Source organism: Microbacterium sediminis (genome assembly GCF_004564075.1).
GTDB lineage: Bacteria > Actinomycetota > Actinomycetes > Actinomycetales > Microbacteriaceae > Microbacterium > Microbacterium sediminis.
This window is the reverse complement of record NZ_CP038256.1, coordinates 694,134-711,751: the sequence shown is the minus strand read 5'-3', so window position 1 is coordinate 711,751 and position 17,618 is coordinate 694,134. Positions and strand designations below refer to the sequence as shown.

The following is a 17,618-nucleotide window of genomic DNA, read 5'->3' as shown; positions in this document are numbered from 1 at the left end:
CGCACGCGGAGAAGGGACGGTGGGGCGTATGTCTACTGGGAGGGTCGTCCATAGTGCACTCCATCATACGGCGAGAGGCTGTCAACCCCTCCGCCGAATGCCCCACGGGGCGTTCCTCGGCCGCCCGTGTCGACTAGGCTTGAACCCCGGACGCGCAGGGATGAGCCGCGCACAACCGATCAGCGATGAAAGTGGGCAACGAGCCGTGTCGAATCAGGTGACGGGCGTCGGAGCGACGGGCGAAGGAGAGTTCGGAGCCAACCAGTGGCTCGTCGATGAGCTCTACCAGCAGTTCCTGTCGGACAGGAATGCAGTCGACAAGGAGTGGTGGCCGATTCTCGAGGCCTACCAGCCCGCCGACGGCACCCCCGCGGCCGCACCGGCCCAGCCCGCCGCACCGGCGCAGCCCGCCCAGCCGACCACCACTCAGCCGGCCCCCGCCCAGCCGCAGGCGTCGAACCCGCCGACCGCGCCGATCCCCGTCGTGGGCCAGCAGCCGGTCGCCCGCACCACGAGCAAGCCCGCCGCCCCCGCGCCGATCCCGGCCGAGGCGCCGGTGAAGTCGGCCCAGACCTCGTCGTCGGCCCCGGCCGAGCAGGCCGAGGACACCGTCACGGTCCTCAAGGGCATGACCAAGACGCTCGCGAAGAACATGGACGAGTCGCTGACCGTCCCGACCGCGACCAGCGTCCGCACGGTCCCGGCCAAGCTGATGATCGACAACCGCATCGTCATCAACAACCACATGGCCCGCACCCGCGGCGGCAAGGTCAGCTTCACCCACATCATCGGCTGGGCGCTCATCCAGGCGCTGAAGATCTTCCCCAGCCAGAACGTCTACTACGCCGAGATCGACGGCAAGCCCAGCGTCGTGGCGCCCGCCCACATCAACCTGGGCATCGCGATCGACCTGCCCAAGCCCGACGGCACGCGCGCGCTCATGGTGCCGAGCATCAAGAACGCCGAGTCGCTCACGTTCACCGAGTACCTCGCCGCCTACGAGGACCTCGTCAAGCGGGCACGCGCCAACAAGCTCACGGCGGCCGACTTCGCCGGCACCACCGTCTCGCTCACCAACCCGGGCGGCATCGGCACCGTCCACTCGGTGCCGCGCCTCATGAAGGGCCAGGGCTGCATCATCGGCGCCGGTGCCCTCGACTACCCGGCCGAGTTCGCGGGTGCGAGCCCCAAGACGCTCAACGAGCTCGCGATCGGCAAGACGATCACGCTCACGAGCACCTACGACCACCGCGTCATCCAGGGTGCCGGATCGGGCGAGTTCCTGAAGATCGTGCACGAGCTGCTGATCGGCAAGAACGGCTTCTACGAGGAGCTGTTCGCCGCGCTGCGCATCCCGTACGCGCCGATCCGCTGGAACGCCGACGTGTCGGTCGACCTGTCGGAGCGCGTCGACAAGACGGCCCGCGTGCAGGAGCTCATCAACGCCTACCGCGTGCGCGGCCACCTCATGGCCGACATCGACCCGCTCGAGTACGTGCAGCGCTCGCACCACGACCTCGAGATCGAGTCGCACAGCCTGACGTTCTGGGACCTCGAGCGCGAGTTCGTCACCAACGGCTTCGGCGGCCGCCGCCAGGCCAAGCTGCGCGACGTGCTCGGCGTGCTGCGCGACTCGTACTGCCGCACGACCGGCTACGAGTACATGCACATCGCCGACCACGAGCAGCGCGAGTGGTTCCAGGAGCGCCTCGAGCGCCCCTACGAGAAGCCCGACCACGACGACCAGCTGCGGATCCTGCGCAAGCTCAACGAGGCCGAGGCCTTCGAGACCTTCCTGCAGACCAAGTACGTCGGCCAGAAGCGGTTCTCGCTCGAGGGCGGCGAGTCGCTGATCCCGCTGCTCGACCGCATCCTCTCGGGCGCGGCCGGGAAGGGCCTCGACGGCGCCGCCATCGCGATGGCGCACCGCGGCCGCCTCAACGTGCTGACCAACATCGCCGGCAAGACCTACGGCCAGGTGTTCCAGGAGTTCGAGGGCGCGCTGCCCGGCAACAAGCGCGGCTCGGGCGACGTGAAGTACCACCTCGGCACGCAGGGCACCTTCGTGAGCGAGAGCGGCGAGGAGCTTCCCGTCTACCTGGCGGCCAACCCCTCGCACCTCGAGACCGTCGACGGCGTCCTCGAGGGCGTCGTCCGCGCCAAGCAGGACCGCAAGGGCCCGGGCGAGTTCGGATGGCTGCCGGTGCTCGTGCACGGCGACGCCGCGTTCTCGGGCCAGGGCGTCGTCATGGAGACGCTGCAGATGTCGCAGCTGCGGGGCTACCGCACCGGCGGCACCATCCACGTGGTGGTCAACAACCAGGTGGGCTTCACCACCCTCCCGGTCGACTCGCGCTCCTCGACGTACGCGACCGACCCGGCCAAGACGATCCAGGCCCCGATCCTGCACGTCAACGGCGACGACCCCGAGGCCGTCGTCCGCGCCGCGGAGCTGGCGTTCGCGTACCGCGAGCGGTTCCACCGCGACATCGTGATCGACCTCGTCTGCTACCGCCGCCGCGGTCACAACGAGGGCGATGACCCGTCGATGACGCAGCCGCTCATGACGAACCTCATCGAGGCGAAGCGCTCGACCCGCCGCCTCTACACCGAGGCGCTCGTGGGCCGCGGCGACATCACCGAGGAGGAGTACGAGCAGGCCAAGGCGGACTTCCAGAACCGCCTCGAGGTCGCCTTCGCCGAGACGCACGCCGCCGAGACGGGCTCGAACCCCGTCATCACCGGCAACGGCGTGGACGAGGCCGCCGGCGAGCCCGAGACGACCGGCGTGCCGGCCGCGGTGGTCGAGCAGATCGGCGACGCGCACGCGAACAAGCCCGAGGGCTTCACCGTGCACAGCAAGCTGCAGTCGCTGCTCGACAAGCGCGCTCAGATGAGCCGCGAGGGCAAGATCGACTGGGGCTTCGGCGAGCTGCTGGCCTTCGGCTCGCTGCTGCTCGAGGGCACCCCGGTGCGCCTGGCCGGCCAGGACTCGCGCCGCGGCACCTTCGCCCAGCGTCACGCCGTCTTCCACGACCGCGTGAACGGCAAGGAGTGGATCCCGCTGCAGAACCTGGCCGAGGGCCAGGGCCGCTTCTGGGTGTACGACTCGCTGCTGAGCGAGTATGCCGCGCTCGCGTTCGAGTACGGCTACTCGGTCGAGAACCCCAACGCGCTGGTGATGTGGGAGGCGCAGTTCGGCGACTTCGTCAACGGCGCCCAGTCGGTGATCGACGAGTTCATCTCGTCGGCCGACCAGAAGTGGGGCCAGCAGTCGAGCGTCGTGCTGGCGCTCCCCCACGGCTACGAGGGCCAGGGCCCCGACCACTCGTCGGCACGCATCGAGCGCTTCCTGCAGCTGTGCGCGCAGGACAACATGACGGTGGCGCGCCCGTCGACCCCGGCGTCGTACTTCCACCTGCTGCGCCGCCAGGCCTACGCCCGGCCCCGCCGCCCGCTGGTCGTGTTCACGCCGAAGGCGATGCTGCGCCTGCGCGGCGCCACGAGCGAGGTCGCGGACTTCACCTCGGGCCGGTTCGAGCCGGTGCTCGACGACGACCGCGGCATCGACAAGTCGGCGGTGACCAAGGTGCTGCTGCACTCGGGCAAGATCCACTGGGATCTGCGTGGCGAGCTCGAGAAGTCGCCGAACCCGCAGATCGCGCTCGTGCGGGTGGAGCAGTTCTACCCGGCGCCCATCGCGGAGCTGACGAAGGTGCTGGCGCAGTACCCGAACGCCGAGCTGGTGTGGGTGCAGGACGAGCCCGAGAACCAGGGCGCCTGGCCGTTCATGGCGCTCGAGGTCGTCAAGCACCTCGGTCGCGGCATGAGCGTCGTCAGCCGCGCGGCCTCGGCCTCGCCGGCCACGGGATCGAGCAAGATCCACGCCGTCGAGCACGCCGACCTCATGGCCCGCGCCCTGGCCTGATCCTCACGCGAGCGCCCGGCCCTCCCACGGGAGGCCGGGCGCTTCCGCATTCACCCCGCCGGGCCTGCGCCGAGACCGCATCTGCGCGCCGAAACCGCATCTTCGCGCCGAGACGGCGGCGAAACGGCATGCCGTCGGCGCGCAGATGCTGTCTCGCGGGACAGGCTCCGGTCAGTCGGCCGCGCGGCCCGGGCCGGCGAGGGCGGCGCGGACCGTGGGAGCGTCGGCGGGCACATGCACGCGCTCGATCGCGTCGCCGGCGCGGATCGTGCCGGTCTTGAGCACGCGGAAGTAGGTGCCCAGGCGCCCGGCGTCGGCGAAGCGCTTGACCCAGCCGTCGTTCTCGAGCCCCATGTGCCGCGCGAACGTCATGCAGGGATTCCGCGGCGCCGTGGCCTCGAGCAGCACGGAGCCGATGCGCCACTGCTCCCCCACCCGGGCGTCCGAGACCTCGATGCCCTGCGTGCGCAGGTTCTCGCCGAACAGCCGGCCGGCGGGGATCTCGCGGCCCAGCTGCGCCGCCCACCAGTCGGCGTCCTCCTGCGCATAGGCGTACACGGCCTGCCGCTCGCCGCCGTGATGCTTGCGGTCGGCCTGCACGTCGGCGTAGAGCCCGAACCGGCCGACCTTCACGGGGCCGTCGACGGGCCGCTTGTCGATCGCGGTGGTGCCGACGGTGCCGGGATCGGGCAGCAGCTGGTGGACGACGCAGACGGAGAGGAGGGTGGCCACCCTCCGAGCGTATCGACCGCGCGAACCGCGTCAGTACCAGATGCTCAGGTGCGGGGCCGGACCCGAGCGCAGCGCGGCGTCGAGCGCGGCGATCGCGGCGGCATCGCCCGTCACGCGCCCGGCCGCGGCGAGCGAGCCGAGCGACACCCCGCCGACGACGACGCTCGACAGCTCCGAGACCCCGAGCTCCACGTCGGCCGCGCCCTCGTCCGGCGTGACCGCGGCGGCGCCGCCGGTGATCGCGACGCGCCAGGTGCCGTCGGCGATGCCGAGGTCGTCGCGGACCGTCACCGTCGCGTCGGCGTCGGCCGCGTACCCCCGCGCCCGCAGCACGCGCGGCACGTCGAGCACGCGCAGCCAGCCATGGTCGAACACGGTGCGCTCCACGGCGCGCGGATCGGTGACCAGCCACGGCAGCGCGTCGTCGACCGGCTGCAGGTCAGCCTTGACCGTGCCGACGAGGTCGTGCTCGATCGCGAAGCGCCACAGGGCGGCGCGAGCGTCGGGCGTCTCGGCCACGAGGTGTCGCACGTCGAGCACGTGGTGGGCGTGGTGGGCGCCCTCGCTCAGTACGAACACCAGGGCGCCGCGGATCTCGCCCGCGGCGTCGCGCGCGATCACGCCGCGCGTCTTGGCGCCGTCGGTGCTGCCGGGCGCGGTGCCGGCGATCGTCTCCCAGCGGAACGGAAAGCCGCCGACGTTGCCGGGCCGCTGCGTGCGGACGCGCTCGTGCAGCTCGCCGAGCACCTCGACCAGGCGCGGCCGCTCGACGTACGCGAGCGTCACGTCGGTCGCGGGGCCGATCCATCCGGCCCGCTTCGTCTCGATCGCGATGTTCTCGACGGGCACCGCCATCCCGAAGCCGTAGCGGCCGTAGATCGTCGACTCGGTCACCGTGAGCCCCGCGATCGCGAGCCCCGCCGCCGACGCCGCGCGCAGCTCGCCCTCCAGCAGCGCCCGCGCGATGCCGCGGCGCCGGTGCGTGGACGCCACGGTCACGCCGCTGATCGCCCACATCTCGAGCTCGGGCAGCGCCCCGGGCCGGCCCGCGGCGCCCGGCAGCGTGAGCGGGGTCACCCACGAGTCGATCGTGGCCACGGGCATCGCCCCCGGCTCGGCGGCCGGGCCGAAGACGCCGATCATGCGCCGCTCGGCGATCGTGCGGGCCGCGTTCTCCTCCTGCTCGGCCGTCGGCTCGGCGTCGAGGAATCCGCGGCGGATGGCGCGGTAGAACGGCAGGAAGTCGTCGCCGTCGGCCGCGACCACCCGGTAGTCGAGCCCGCGCTCGGCGAGCCGCTCGCGCGAGATCGGGTCAGCGGGAACGTCGCGGGCATCGATCGAGGTCATGCCTCACAGCGTATTCGGCCCCGCGGACACGATAGATTCGAGGCAACGCCGCACACGAGGGGGACGCATGTCGGTTGGTCTGCTCGCCGTCGTCGACGACATCCTGAGCGCCGCGCTCAAGGCCTCGTCGAAGGCCGCCGGTGTCGTCATCGACGACGCCGCCGTCACGCCGCAGTACGTGCAGGGCCTCACGCCCGCGCGGGAGATCCCCGTGGTCGCGAAGATCGCGCTGGGCTCGATCGCCAACAAGTTCCTCATCATCATCCCGATCGCGCTGCTGCTGACGCAGTTCGCCCCATGGGTGCTGCCCTACCTGCTCATCGTCGGGGGCACGTACCTGTGCTTCGAGGGCGCCGAGAAGGCGCTCGAGTGGTTCGGCTTCCACCACGGTCACGTCGACGAGACCGCCCGCGAGGAGAACAAGCTCGTGTGGGGCGCGATCCGCACCGACCTCATCCTGTCGACCGAGATCATGCTCATCTCGCTGTCGAACCTGCCCACCGACATGAGCTTCTGGATGACGCTCGGCTCGCTCGTGGTGATCGCCCTCCTCATGACGGCACTCGTCTACGGCGCGGTGGCGCTGCTCGTGAAGATCGACGACATCGGGCTGGGCATGGCGAAGAACCCCTCGCAGCGCGTGCGCCACACCGGCACCCGCATCGTGCTCGCCATGCCCGCCGTCTTCCGGGTGATCAGCGTGGTCGGCACCGTGGCGATGCTGTGGGTGGGCGGCCACCTCGTGCTCGCCAACCTCGGCGAGGTCGGCTTCACCCTCACCACCGACCTGCTGCACGGCGTCGAGCACCTGCTCGAGCCGGCCGGCGGCGTGGTGGTGTGGCTCGGCGACACGCTGGTGTCGGCGATCGCCGGGTTCCTCGTCGGCCTCGTCGTCGTCGGCGTCGTGCTGCTGATCGGCCGCCTGCTCGGCAAGCGCCCGACCTTCACCGAGGGCGGCGAGACCCCCGCCGGCGCACACGCCTGATCCCAGAGGTGGGAGAATCGCTCAGTGACTGAGGACGACGCCCGAGACGAGTACAAGAGCATCGACACGGGCATCATCCCCACCTCCACGGGCATGATCCCGGTGCCGGGCGGCGCCATGGCGGTGCCCGAGCGCATCCAGGAGGCCGCGGGCGAGACCGCCCACGTGCACCCGGGAGACCGGCTCTCCAGCGCCCGCCGCCTCGTCTACGTGCTGCTGCTGGGCGCGCTCACGGCGCTGGGCCCGTTCACCGTCGACCTGTACCTGCCGGCGTTCCCGCTGCTCGAGCGCGACTTCCACACCACCAGCGGCGCAATCCAGCTCACGCTCACGGGCACGATGGTCGGCTTCGCGCTGGGCCAGCTCGTGGTCGGCCCGCTCAGCGACAAGGTCGGCCGCCGGACGCCGCTGCTCATCGCCACCGCGCTGCACATCGTGGCGAGCCTGGCCGCCGTGTTCGCGCCGTCGCTCGAGCTGCTCGCCATCACGCGCGTGCTCATGGGCATGGGCGCCGCGGGCGGCAGCGTCGTGGCGATGGCGATCGTGCGCGACCTGTTCAGCGGCCGCCGGCTCGTGATCATGCTCTCGCGCCTGGCGCTCGTCACCGGCGTGGCGCCGGTGATCGCGCCCCTGATCGGCTCGGCGCTGCTGAGCGTGATCGACTGGCGCGGGATCTTCGCCGTGCTCGCCGCGTACGGCGTGGCGATCCTGGCCTGCTCGTTCTTCCTGCTGCCCGAGACGCGCCCGGCGACCGACCGCATCACGGCCGACACCGTGTCGGTGCGCCACCGCTATCGCGTCGTGCTGACCGATCGCGTGTTCCTCGGCGTGATGATCATCGGCGCGATGACGTTCTCGGGGCTGTTCTCGTACCTGTCGTCGTCGCCGTTCCTGTTCCAGGAGTTCTTCGGCTTCACGCCCGTGCAGTACGGCACCCTCTTCGCCGTGAACTCGATGGGCCTCATCGCGGGCAACCAGATCGCGGCGCGCCTGGCCGCGCGCGTGGGCCCGCAATGGGTGCTGGCGTGGTCGACGGCCGCGCTGCTGGCGGCCGCGATCGCGATCCCCGTATGCGCCGCGCTGTCGCCGAGCGTGTGGGCGGTGCTCGTGCCGCTGTTCCTGTTCATGACGGCCTGCGGCTTCACGTTCCCGTGCGCGCAGGTGCTCGCCCTCGACCGTCACCCCGACGCCGCCGGCACCGCCGCCTCGCTGCTGGGCGCCGTGAACAACTCGGTCGCGGGCGTGATCTCGCCGCTGGTGGGCCTCATCTCGGCGGGGGCCGGGATCAGCGCCGGATCGATGGCGTCGATCATGATCGGATGCGCGATCCTCGGCATCGTCGCCCTGTGGCTCGTCGTGCGCCCGCGGACGATCGGTCAGCTCAGCGCCTGACCGCCCGCGGCGATCGGCTCAGTGCGCGGCCTGGACCTCGCGCAGCCGCGCCAGCACCTGCAGGCGCACCTGCTCGGGCGCCTGCTCGTGGCACGCGCGCTGCACGGCCTCGGTCAGGGTGCGGGCCACGTGGGCCTCGTCCTGGCACGCGGGGCAGTTCTCGAGGTGCTCGCGGATGTCGCTCTGCTCGGTCTTGCAGATCTCGTTCCGCAGGTACTCCTCGAGGTCGGCCCTCGCCCTCTCGCAACCGCAGTCGGTCATTTCCGTGCTCCTGTCGTGGCGGCCTGGATGCCTCGCTCGGCCGCGTAGTCCTTCAGCAGGTCACGGAGCATGCGCCTGCCGCGGTGCAGGCGGCTCATGACCGTGCCGATCGGGGTCTTCATGATGTCGGCGATCTCCTGGTAGGCGAAGCCCTCGACGTCGGCGAGGTACACCGCCATCCGGAAGTCGTCGGGGATCGACTGCAGCGCGTCCTTGACGACCGACGCGGGCATGCGGTCGATCGCCTCCGCCTCGGCCGATCGGCTGCTCGTGGCGGTGGTCGACTCCGCGCCGCCCAGCTGCCAGTCCTCGAGCTCGTCGATCGTGCCCTGGTACGGCTCGCGCTGCTTCTTGCGATACGTGTTGATGTAGGTGTTCGTCAGGATCCGGTACAGCCACGCTTTGAGGTTGGTCCCCTGCGTGAACGACGCCCACGACGCGAACGCCTTCACGAACGTCTCCTGCACCAGGTCCGCCGCATCGGCGGGATTGCGGGTCATGCGCATCGCGGCGCCGTAGAGCTGGTCCATGAAGGGCAGCGCCTGCTCCTCGAACTGCGTGCGCGCATCGGCGACCGCAGTCGTCTCGGGGGCATCCTGATCGTCCATTGCGGGCCAGTTTAGGCTCGCGAACTCCGGGATGTCCTGGAGGGTCGTCTGCGGATGGTCCAGTGCGATGATCATGCCCTTCCTCTCCGCGAGCCGGGATCGCGACATAATGCCCCGGCTAAGGTGGAAACCGATGACGGCGAACGCGTATTCCCCCGGCGAGACGGCGCTCCCCCCGGCGCGCGGCGAGTACGCCGCGCCCACGGTCACGGGCGAGCTGAACGCGACCCTGACGATCCCCGGTTCCAAGTCGCTCACCAACCGCGAGCTCGTGCTGGCGGCGCTGGCCGAGGGGCCCAGCCGCATCGGCGCGCCGCTTCCCAGCGAGGACTCCTCGCGCATGGTCGAGGCGCTCACGGCGCTGGGCGTGCGGGTGGAGCAGGCCGCCGGGCAGAGCGCCTACGGCCCCGACCTCGTCGTGACACCGGGCCCGCTCAGCGGCGCCACGGTCGACGCGGGCCAGGCCGGCACGGTGATGCGCTTCATCGCGCCGCTGGCGGGCCTCGTCGACGGCGAGGTGCTGCTCACGGCGCACGAGAACGCGCTGCACCGGCCGATGGGCGAGATGATCCGCGCGCTGCGCGACCTCGGCGTCGACGTGGACGACGACGGCCGCTGGTCGCTGCCCTTCCGCGTGCACGGGCGCGGCCACGTCCGCGGCGGCGAGGTCGAGATCGACGCCTCGGCCTCCAGCCAGTTCGTCTCGGGCCTGCTGCTGGCCGCGCCGCGGTTCGACGTGGGCATGCACCTGCGCCACACCGGCGAGCGCCTGCCGAGCCTGCCGCACATCGACATGACGATCGAGACGCTCGCGCGCCGCGGCGTGCAGGTCGAGCGCCCGGCGCCGGGCGAGTGGATCGTGCCGCCCACGTCGATCCGCGCCAAGGACGTGCACGTCGAGCCCGACCTGTCCAACGCCGCCCCGTTCCTGGCCGCGGCGATGATCGCCGGCGGCAGCGTGACGGTGACCGACTGGCCGCCCCACTCCACGCAGCCGGGCGCCCAGCTCACCGACCTGCTCTCGCTCATGGGCGCGCGGGTGTCGCGCCGGTCGGGGGCGCTCACCGTGGCCGCCGGCCGCGCCATCCACGGCGTCGACCTCGACCTGTCGGCGGTGAGCGAGCTCACGCCCACGTTCGCGGGGCTCGCGCTGTTCGCCGACGGGCCCTCGACCTTCCGCGGCATCGGCCACATCCGCGGGCACGAGACCGACCGGATCGCCGCGCTCGCGCAGAACATCGCCGCCCTCGGCGGCCACGCCGAGGAGCTGCCCGACGGCATCCGCATCGAGCCGGGCCCGCTCCACGGCGGCACGTGGCGCGCGTTCCACGACCACCGGATCGCCACGACCGGCGCGCTCGTGGGGCTCGCCGTGCCGGGCGTGGTGGTCGACGAGATCGGCGCCACCGCCAAGACCCTCCCCCAGTTCACCGGGCTGTGGGATCGCATGCTCGCGGGAGTCGGACGCCGTTGAGCTGGCTGAGCGACGACCTCGACGACGAGCCGGAGTTCGACGAGAGCGACGTGCGCGTCCGGCCCAACCCCAAGGGCAACCGTCCGCGCACCAAGCGCCGCCCCGCGCACGAGAGCGCGGAGATCGCGCGCGTGCTGGGCGTGGACCGCGGCCGCTACGCGGTGCTCGTCGACGAGGACCTGCCCACCGAGCGCGAGGTGACGGCGGCGCGGGCGCGCGAGCTGCGCAAGATGCCGATCGTCACGGGCGACCGGGCGCGGATCGTCGGCGACACCTCGGGCCGCGAGGGCACGCTTGCCCGCATCGTCGGCATCGAGGAGCGCAGCTCGCTGCTGCGGCGCAGCGCCGACGACACCGACCAGGTCGAGCGCGTGATCGTCGCCAACGCCGATCAGATGCTCGTGGTCGTCGCGGCCGCCGATCCGGAGCCGCGCCCCCGGCTGGTCGACCGCTACCTCGTGGCGGCGCTGGACGCGGGGATCCGCCCGCTCATGGTGGTCACGAAGACCGACCTGGCCGATCCCACCGGGTTCCTCGAGCACTTCGCCGGGCTCGACGAGCTGCGCGTGTTCCGGTCCGCTCGCGACGAGGCCCCGCTCGACGCGATCGGCGAGGCGCTCGTCGGACACACCACGGTGTTCGTCGGGCACTCGGGCGTGGGCAAGTCGACGCTCGTGAACGCGCTCGTCCCCACCGCCCGCCGGGCCACGGGGCACGTGAACCAGGTGACCGGCCGCGGGCGGCACACGTCGTCGTCGACGGTGTCGCTGCGCTATCACGGCCCCGCCGGGTCGGGGTGGGTGATCGACACCCCGGGTGTCCGCTCGTTCGGGCTGGGGCACGTCGATCCCGACAACATCCTGCGTGCGTACCCCGACCTGCTCGAGATCGCCGCGGAGTGCCCGCGCGGCTGCACCCACCTGCCCGACGCGCCCGACTGCGCGCTGAACGAGGCGGTCGCGGCCGGAACGCTCGCCCCGGGCCGCCTGGACTCCCTGCAGCGTCTGCTGGGGACCTTCAAGGACAAGCAGGACTGGTGACGCCCGGCTTGGCGTGGTCGCTTCCTCTCCGGCCGCTCCGCGTCCTCCGTTCAGCAACCGACAGGGGCCACCCGATCGGCTGCTGAGCGCAGCGGCCGCAGGCCGCGGAGATGAACGAACTACGCTGGAGGCGATGACTGAGCGCCTCGAACCCGGTACCCCCGCCCCCGACTTCGCGCTGGGCGACCAGGACGGCTCGCCCGTGTCGCTCGCCGACTTCCGCGGCCGCAAGGTGGTGCTGTACTTCTACCCGGCGGCGATGACCCCGGGCTGCACCACCGAGGCGTGCGACTTCCGCGACTCGATCGGCTCGCTCGCGGGCGCCGGCTACGCGGTGCTGGGCGTCTCGCCCGACGAGCCCGAGAAGCTTAAGGCGTTCGCGGAGCGCGACGGGCTGACCTTCCCGCTGCTGAGCGACCCCGACGCCGCCGTCCACCAGGCGTACGGCACCTGGGGCGAGAAGAAGAACTACGGCAAGGTGTACGTCGGGGTGATCCGCTCCACGTTCGTCATCGACGAGCAGGGCGTGATCGCCAAGGCGCTCTACAACGTCAAGGCCACGGGCCACGTGGCGCGCCTGCGCCGCGAGCTCGGCATCGACTAAGGCGGGTCTAGCGGCGGCGCCCGCGCCCCGCGATCGGCGTCCGCCCTCGCGAGAGCGGCCGGCCGGTGCGGCCGCGCGACCTGCCGCCGTGTGCGGCGGCGGGCTCGGCGTCCCGGTGCCCGAGGACGGCCGAGGGCGCCGACTCCTCCGTGGTGGTCTCGTGCACCTCTTCCTGCGTGAGCTCGATGCCGCCGTGCTCGACCGCCGACACCGTGAGGCGGGCGAGCCAGTCGCGGTTGAGCTCCGGGCGCTCGCTGCTGTCGAAGAGGAAACGCAGCGGGATGCTGGGGTGCAGCCAGATGGTCGTGTAGCCCGCTTCGTCCCCCTCGGGGTGCGCCCACGAGACGCTGAAGGTCTCGTTGCGGCGCAGCTTCGTGAGGATCACCGCCCGCAGGTGCCACAGGGTGCGGTCATCGATGCGGATCGGCGGATCGGCGTTGTCGTAGATGAACAGCCCCATGCCTCGACGGTAGCCCCGAAACGCCCCGCGGAATACCGGTCGTTCGGGGGACATCGCGATCAGGGGCGGCGGTAGCGGTGCTCGGGGCGGCCCGCGCTGCCGTAGCGCAGCGACACCGCCACCGCGCCCTGGGCCGCGAGCGCCGCGAGATGCCGCTGCGCCGTGGCGCGCGAGACGCCGGCGCGCTCCGCGGCCTCCGCCGCCGAGGCCTCGCCGCCCGCCAGCGCCGCGAGCACGAGCCGCCGGGTCTCGTCGCGCGCCGGCCCCTGCTCGATGCCCCCGCGCGCCGCGGCGAGCGCGCGATCGACGTCGTCCTGAGCCAGGGCCGTCTCGTCGCGCGCGAGCAGGTTGCGGAACCGGGCGTACGCGCTGAGCCGGTCGTGCAGCGCGTTCGGCGGGAAGGGCTTCAGGATCACCTGCAGCGCGCCGGACCCGATCGCCCGGCGCACGGTGGCGGCATCGGCGGCGGCGCTGAGCACGAAGCGGTCGACGCCGGACTCCCGGCCGACCTCGATGCCGTCGCCGTCGGGCAGGTACACGTCGAGCAGCAGCAGCTGCGGCTCCATCTCGGCGATCGCGCGCCGCGCGGAGGCGGCGTCGCGCACCGGGGGCAGCGCCTGGAAGCCGGGGTGCGCGTCGACGAGGTCGCGGTGGATCCCGCTCACGCGGAAGTCGTCGTCGACGATCAGCGTCCTGATCGGATCGGTCACGGGGCGATCGCCTCCTCGGGCGCGGATCGGGGGGACATCGCGCCCGGCAGGCGGGCGGCGAAGACGGCGCCGTGGCCCTCGCCGCGGGCCTCGACGAGCCAGAGCGCGCCGCCGCGACGGCGGGCGAAGCGGCGCGCCAGCGGCAGCCCGATGCCGCGGCCGTGCACCGCATCGGCCGGCGCGGCGTCCTCCTGACGGCGGGCGTTCTCGAACACGTGGTTGGGGTCGTCCACGCCCCGGCCCGAATCGGTCACCGTCAGCGCGAGCGTGTCGCCGTCGTCCAGCAGCGACACCGACACCCACCGGGGCTCCGCGCCCGCGACGGCGGCGGAGATCGCGTTGTCGACGAGGTTGCCCAGCACGGCGGCGACGTCCTCCGGCTGGGCGACGACGCCCACGAGCAGCGTGTCGTCGGCGATGCGCAGCTCCACGCCGCGCTCGGACGCCTCGGCGGCCTTCGCCGCGAGGAACGAGGCGAGGAACGGCTCGTCGACCTCGAGCGCGCCCTCGTCGGGGATCGCACCGCGCTCGGCGAACTCCGCGATCATCCGCTCGGCCTCGTCCACCCGACCCGCGGCGAGCATGCCGGCCGCGGCATGCATCCGGTTCGCGAACTCGTGCCGCTGCACCCGCAGGGCGCTCGTGGCCGCCCGCACGGCCTCCAGGCGCTCGGCGAGGGCGAGCACGTCGGTGCGATCGCGCAGCACGGCGACCGCCCCGAGGTCGTCGGCCCCGTTGCGGGCGCGGCGCACGTCGACGTAAGCCACGCGATCCTCGAGCACCAGCTGCTCCTCGACGCGCGCCTCGCCCGCCAGCACGCGCTCAACCGCCCGCACCAGCCGGCGGGGCAGCCCGGCCGCCCCAACGTCGCTGCCCGTGGGGTCGATCCCTCCGAACACGCGCACGGCCGACGGATTGCAGGCGCGCACGACGCGATCGGGACCGATGGCGAGGACCCCGTCGTGCACGCCGTCGAGCACGGCCGCCCGGCTCTGCAGCAGCGCCTCGAGCTCGTCTGGCTGCACCCCGCGGGTGAGGGCCTCCAGGCGCCGCCGGATGAGCAGCGCGACCCCCACGGCGGCCGCGACCGCCACGAGCGCGACGCCCGCGACCACACCCAGCACGGCCGGCACGTCGCCGTACACGCGCGACGGCGCGAAGCCCACGCTGACGAGGCCGATCACCTCACCCGAGGCGGGATCGGTCACGGGCACCTTCGCGCGGGCCGAGTCGCCCAGCGTGCCGTGGGCCCAGTCGATGGTCTCGCTCCCCCGCAGCACCGGCGCGTAGGCGGTGCTGAGCTCGCGGCCGAGCTCGGCGGGGTCGGGGTGTGCCAGGCGCAGGCCGCGGTCGTTGGCGATCACGACGAACAGCGCGCCCGTGCGGTCGGCCACCTCGGCCGCCTGGCGCTGCAGGTCACCGGCCTCCAGCGCCGCGGCGTCGAGCCCCGCGCGGCCGGCGTAGGCGGCCGCCTGCGCGCGCACGTCCGGGTCGCTCGCGACGGAGCGGGCGATCCCCAGCGCCGTCGACTCCGCCTCGGCCCGCAGCTGCCCCACGGCGAACGCGGCGAAGGCCGCCAGGCACACGAGCACGATGAGAAACGCCGCCCCGAGCTGCATGAGGAGCACCCGGGTCGCGAACCGCATACGGGCCAGTATGCGCCCTCGCGCGCCGTGCGCATAACGCGCAGAAGTCGCGCAATGCGCGTTACCCCGGTCTGCTCGCCGGGCCGCTCCTAACGTCCCTACGAGGGAACGCACCCTACTGCAGACAAGGACGTCACATGCTCGTGATTCTCGGATTCGCCATGATCCTCACCTTCATGGCCCTCATCATGACCAAGCGGCTCACGCCGATGGTCGCCCTCATCCTCGTGCCCACCGTGTTCGGCCTGTTCGCCGGCGCGGGTCTCGGCATGGGCGACATGATCCTCGGCGCGATCTCCGACATGGCGCCGACGGCGGCGCTGCTGATGTTCGCGATCATGTTCTTCGGGCTCATGATCGACGTCGGCCTGTTCGATCCGCTCATCCGCTTCATCACGCGCCTCGTGGGCGACGACCCCGCCAAGGTGGTGCTCGGCACGGCGCTGCTGGCCGGTGCCGTCTCGCTCGACGGCGACGGGTCGACGACGTTCATCATCACGACCTCCGCCCTGCTGCCCGTGTATCTGCGCCTCGGCATGAGCCCCGTGGTGCTCACGTGCGTGGCGGGGCTCGTCAACGGCACCATGAACATCGTGCCGTGGGGCGGCCCGACCGTCCGCGCGGCCACCGCCCTGGGCGTGGAGCCCGGTGACGTGTTCGTGCCGATGCTGCCCTCGCTGGCCGCCGGCCTGCTCGTCGCCTTCGGCCTGGCGTGGTACCTCGGCCTGGCCGAGCGCCGCCGGATCGGCCGCATCGACCTCGAGCGCGCGGGCGACGACCGCCGCGCGGGCTCGGGCCTGCGCCCGCCGCAGCTGCTGGAGGGCTCCGGCGGCCTCCCCGGCGCGCGCGCCGCGCTGGCCACCCGCAACGTCGTCACGGTCAAGGGCGCCGGCTCCACCTCGACGGTGCGCCTGGCCGAGGACGAGCGCGACACCGCCATGGCCGACACGGTGCTCAACCCCGAGCGCGCCACCCTGCGCCCGCGGCTGATCTGGGTGAACCTCGCGCTGACCATCGTCGTGATGGTGCTGCTGATCATCGACGTGCTGCCGCTGCCGTACGTGTTCATGATCGGCACGGGCGTCGCGATGCTCATCAACTTCCCGCGCCTGAAGGGTCAGACCGCCGCGATCGTCGCCCACGCGCCGAGCATCGTCGGCGTCGTGTCGATGGTGCTGGCCGCCGGCGTGCTCGTGGGCGTCCTGGACGGCACCGGCATGGTCACGGCGATGGCCGACTGGGTGGTGCAGGTGGTGCCGTCGTCGCTCGGCCCGTTCTTCGCCGTGATCACCGGGCTGCTGTCGATCCCCATGACGTTCTTCATGTCGAACGACGCGTTCTACTACGGCATCCTGCCGGTGCTCGCCGAGAGCGCGGCCGCCTACGGCATCTCGCCGGTCGAGATGGCGCGGGCCTCGATCGTGGGCCAGCCGGTGCACCTGCAGAGCCCGCTCGTGCCGGCGATCCTGCTGCTCGTCTCGCTGGCGAGCGTCAACCTCGGCGATCACCACCGCAAGGTGCTGTGGCGCGCGCTCGTGGTCTCGCTCGTGATGCTCGTCGTCGGCGTGCTGGTCGGATCGATCCCGTTCGCCTGAGCCGTCGCGTTCCTCGCCGGGTTCAGTCCTCGGCGAGGAACGCGACACCCGCCGCGCGGAAGTCCCTCGAACCCGGGGCGTTGAAGTGGTGGCGGCCGGGCACCTCGACGAAGCGCCCGTGGGGCGTCGCGGCCGCGAGGTGCTTCGAGTCCTCGAGGATCGCGTCGTCCGATCCGGTCGCGAACAGGATCGGCTGCTGCGGCGGGTGCCCCAGGTCCGGGTCCGCGTCGCCGAAGCGCATGCCCTCGGCGAGCGCGACGAGCGCGAGGAGGTCGTTGCCCGGCACCCGCTCGGCGAGCGTGACGTAGTCGCGGGTGACCGGATCGGTCACCTCCTCGCCGCGCTCGGCGAAGGCGCGCGCCTGCGCGATGTCGAGCCGCCCCAGCGGACGGCCGTCGGGGATGCCGCCCAGCACCGCCCGCTCGATCCGGTCCCCGAGGGCGACGGCGGCGTGCCAGCCGACCCGCGCGCCGAGCGAGTAGCCGACGTAGCGGGCGGTGTCGACGAGGTAGGTCTCGAGGACGATCGTCAGATCGGACACAAACGCGTCCATCGCGTACTCGATCGCCGTGTGCGGCCGATCGCTCGCCCCGTGGCCGCGCTGATCGATCCCGAGGACGCGGAAGCCGGCGCGCTGCAGATCGCGCACCCACCCGGTGTCGACCCAGTTGTCCTTGCAGCTCGACGCGAACCCGTGCACGCACAGGGCGACCGGTGCGTCCTCGTTCTCCCACCCCCACGTGTAGGTCGCGACGCGATGCCCCTCCTGCGACATCACGAACTGCGGCTCGGGCATCTCGGTGATCAGCGGAACGCTCATGGCGCCATTCTGCCGG

General features: G+C 72.3%; 15 protein-coding genes. 7 read left to right on the top strand and 8 right to left on the bottom strand.

All coding sequences use genetic code 11. The features are described from left to right. Positions 1 to 205 precede the first annotated feature (205 nt). Positions 206 to 3,928, top strand: coding sequence for a multifunctional oxoglutarate decarboxylase/oxoglutarate dehydrogenase thiamine pyrophosphate-binding subunit/dihydrolipoyllysine-residue succinyltransferase subunit (locus tag E3O41_RS03430; RefSeq protein WP_067025469.1), 3,723 nt, complete (start codon positions 206 to 208; stop codon positions 3,926 to 3,928). Between the two features lie 171 nt (positions 3,929 to 4,099). On the opposite strand, the gene E3O41_RS03425 is transcribed toward E3O41_RS03430, so the two are convergent. Beyond that, positions 4,100 to 4,660 carry an MOSC domain-containing protein gene (locus tag E3O41_RS03425; protein ID WP_067025466.1) on the bottom strand — a complete coding sequence of 187 codons (561 nt, stop codon included), beginning with the start codon at positions 4,658 to 4,660 and terminating at the stop codon, positions 4,100 to 4,102. Between the two features lie 30 nt (positions 4,661 to 4,690). Further along, a complete protein-coding gene (locus E3O41_RS03420) occupies positions 4,691 to 6,007 on the bottom strand; it encodes a GNAT family N-acetyltransferase (RefSeq protein WP_067025463.1) in 1,317 nt (438 codons plus the stop codon). A 67-nt stretch (positions 6,008 to 6,074) separates the two neighbouring features. On the opposite strand from E3O41_RS03420, the gene E3O41_RS03415 reads away from it, so the two are divergent. Further along, the gene (locus tag E3O41_RS03415; protein ID WP_067025460.1) at positions 6,075 to 6,992 is read left to right on the top strand and encodes a DUF808 family protein; all 918 of its coding nucleotides are present in this window, start codon (positions 6,075 to 6,077) and stop codon (positions 6,990 to 6,992) included. 117 nt (positions 6,993 to 7,109) lie between these two features. Then, positions 7,110 to 8,384, top strand: a complete 1,275-nt coding sequence (locus tag E3O41_RS03410) for a multidrug effflux MFS transporter (RefSeq protein WP_170180899.1) — start codon at positions 7,110 to 7,112, stop codon at positions 8,382 to 8,384. An 18-nt stretch (positions 8,385 to 8,402) separates the two neighbouring features. On the opposite strand, the gene E3O41_RS03405 is transcribed toward E3O41_RS03410, so the two are convergent. Both E3O41_RS03405 and E3O41_RS03400 read right to left on the bottom strand, forming a co-directional pair. Continuing rightward, complete coding sequence (locus E3O41_RS03405; RefSeq protein ID WP_067025457.1) at positions 8,403 to 8,645, bottom strand: anti-sigma factor family protein; 243 nt, start codon at positions 8,643 to 8,645, stop codon at positions 8,403 to 8,405. After that, positions 8,642 to 9,328, bottom strand: a complete 687-nt coding sequence (locus E3O41_RS03400; RefSeq protein ID WP_067025454.1) for a sigma-70 family RNA polymerase sigma factor — start codon at positions 9,326 to 9,328, stop codon at positions 8,642 to 8,644. The genes E3O41_RS03405 and E3O41_RS03400 overlap by 4 nt, the downstream gene beginning before the upstream one ends. A 58-nt stretch (positions 9,329 to 9,386) precedes the next feature. Between E3O41_RS03400 and aroA the strand changes: the two genes are divergently transcribed. From aroA to bcp, 3 genes are all read left to right on the top strand, one after another. Further along, positions 9,387 to 10,727 (top strand): 3-phosphoshikimate 1-carboxyvinyltransferase, encoded by a 1,341-nt coding sequence (gene aroA / locus E3O41_RS03395; RefSeq protein WP_067025451.1) that lies wholly within the window; start codon positions 9,387 to 9,389, stop codon positions 10,725 to 10,727. After that, positions 10,724 to 11,767, top strand: coding sequence for a ribosome small subunit-dependent GTPase A (gene rsgA / locus E3O41_RS03390; RefSeq protein WP_067025448.1), 1,044 nt, complete (start codon positions 10,724 to 10,726; stop codon positions 11,765 to 11,767). Before aroA ends, rsgA begins: the two co-directional genes overlap by 4 nt. Positions 11,768 to 11,900: 133 nt before the next feature. Continuing rightward, positions 11,901 to 12,371 carry a thioredoxin-dependent thiol peroxidase gene (gene bcp / locus E3O41_RS03385; RefSeq protein WP_067025445.1) on the top strand — a complete coding sequence of 157 codons (471 nt, stop codon included), beginning with the start codon at positions 11,901 to 11,903 and terminating at the stop codon, positions 12,369 to 12,371. 7 nt (positions 12,372 to 12,378) lie between these two features. Here bcp and E3O41_RS03380 read toward each other — a convergent pair whose 3' ends face one another. The 3 genes from E3O41_RS03380 to E3O41_RS03370 are packed head-to-tail and all read right to left on the bottom strand — an operon-like array spanning position 12,379 to position 15,187. Beyond that, entirely contained in the window at positions 12,379 to 12,831 is a 453-nt protein-coding gene (locus E3O41_RS03380; RefSeq protein ID WP_067025442.1) for a DUF7882 family protein, read from the bottom strand. A 59-nt stretch (positions 12,832 to 12,890) separates the two neighbouring features. After that, the gene (locus E3O41_RS03375) at positions 12,891 to 13,541 is read right to left on the bottom strand and encodes a response regulator (protein WP_067025439.1); all 651 of its coding nucleotides are present in this window, start codon (positions 13,539 to 13,541) and stop codon (positions 12,891 to 12,893) included. Next, complete coding sequence (locus E3O41_RS03370) at positions 13,538 to 15,187, bottom strand: sensor histidine kinase (protein WP_099566288.1); 1,650 nt, start codon at positions 15,185 to 15,187, stop codon at positions 13,538 to 13,540. The genes E3O41_RS03375 and E3O41_RS03370 overlap by 4 nt, the downstream gene beginning before the upstream one ends. 137 nt (positions 15,188 to 15,324) lie before the next feature. Between E3O41_RS03370 and E3O41_RS03365 the strand changes: the two genes are divergently transcribed. Beyond that, positions 15,325 to 16,782 carry a CitMHS family transporter gene (locus E3O41_RS03365; protein ID WP_135012019.1) on the top strand — a complete coding sequence of 486 codons (1,458 nt, stop codon included), beginning with the start codon at positions 15,325 to 15,327 and terminating at the stop codon, positions 16,780 to 16,782. Between the two features lie 22 nt (positions 16,783 to 16,804). Here E3O41_RS03365 and E3O41_RS03360 read toward each other — a convergent pair whose 3' ends face one another. After that, positions 16,805 to 17,602, bottom strand: coding sequence for an alpha/beta fold hydrolase (locus E3O41_RS03360; protein ID WP_067025433.1), 798 nt, complete (start codon positions 17,600 to 17,602; stop codon positions 16,805 to 16,807). Positions 17,603 to 17,618: the final 16 nt, after the last annotated feature.

What these genes read in the sequence shown, in the direction of transcription:
- E3O41_RS03420 (WP_067025463.1), bottom strand. Translation starts at nt 6,007, where the DNA reads ATGACCTCGATCGATGCCCGCGACGTTCCCGCTGACCCGATCTCGCGC.
- E3O41_RS03415 (WP_067025460.1), top strand. Translation starts at nt 6,075, where the DNA reads ATGTCGGTTGGTCTGCTCGCCGTCGTCGACGACATCCTGAGCGCCGCG.
- E3O41_RS03410 (WP_170180899.1), top strand. Translation starts at nt 7,110, where the DNA reads ATGGCGGTGCCCGAGCGCATCCAGGAGGCCGCGGGCGAGACCGCCCAC.
- E3O41_RS03405 (WP_067025457.1), bottom strand. Translation starts at nt 8,645, where the DNA reads ATGACCGACTGCGGTTGCGAGAGGGCGAGGGCCGACCTCGAGGAGTAC.
- E3O41_RS03400 (WP_067025454.1), bottom strand. Translation starts at nt 9,328, where the DNA reads ATGATCATCGCACTGGACCATCCGCAGACGACCCTCCAGGACATCCCG.
- aroA (WP_067025451.1), top strand. Translation starts at nt 9,387, where the DNA reads ATGACGGCGAACGCGTATTCCCCCGGCGAGACGGCGCTCCCCCCGGCG.
- bcp (WP_067025445.1), top strand. Translation starts at nt 11,901, where the DNA reads ATGACTGAGCGCCTCGAACCCGGTACCCCCGCCCCCGACTTCGCGCTG.
- E3O41_RS03380 (WP_067025442.1), bottom strand. Translation starts at nt 12,831, where the DNA reads ATGGGGCTGTTCATCTACGACAACGCCGATCCGCCGATCCGCATCGAT.
- E3O41_RS03370 (WP_099566288.1), bottom strand. Translation starts at nt 15,187, where the DNA reads ATGCGGTTCGCGACCCGGGTGCTCCTCATGCAGCTCGGGGCGGCGTTT.
- E3O41_RS03365 (WP_135012019.1), top strand. Translation starts at nt 15,325, where the DNA reads ATGCTCGTGATTCTCGGATTCGCCATGATCCTCACCTTCATGGCCCTC.
- E3O41_RS03360 (WP_067025433.1), bottom strand. Translation starts at nt 17,602, where the DNA reads ATGAGCGTTCCGCTGATCACCGAGATGCCCGAGCCGCAGTTCGTGATG.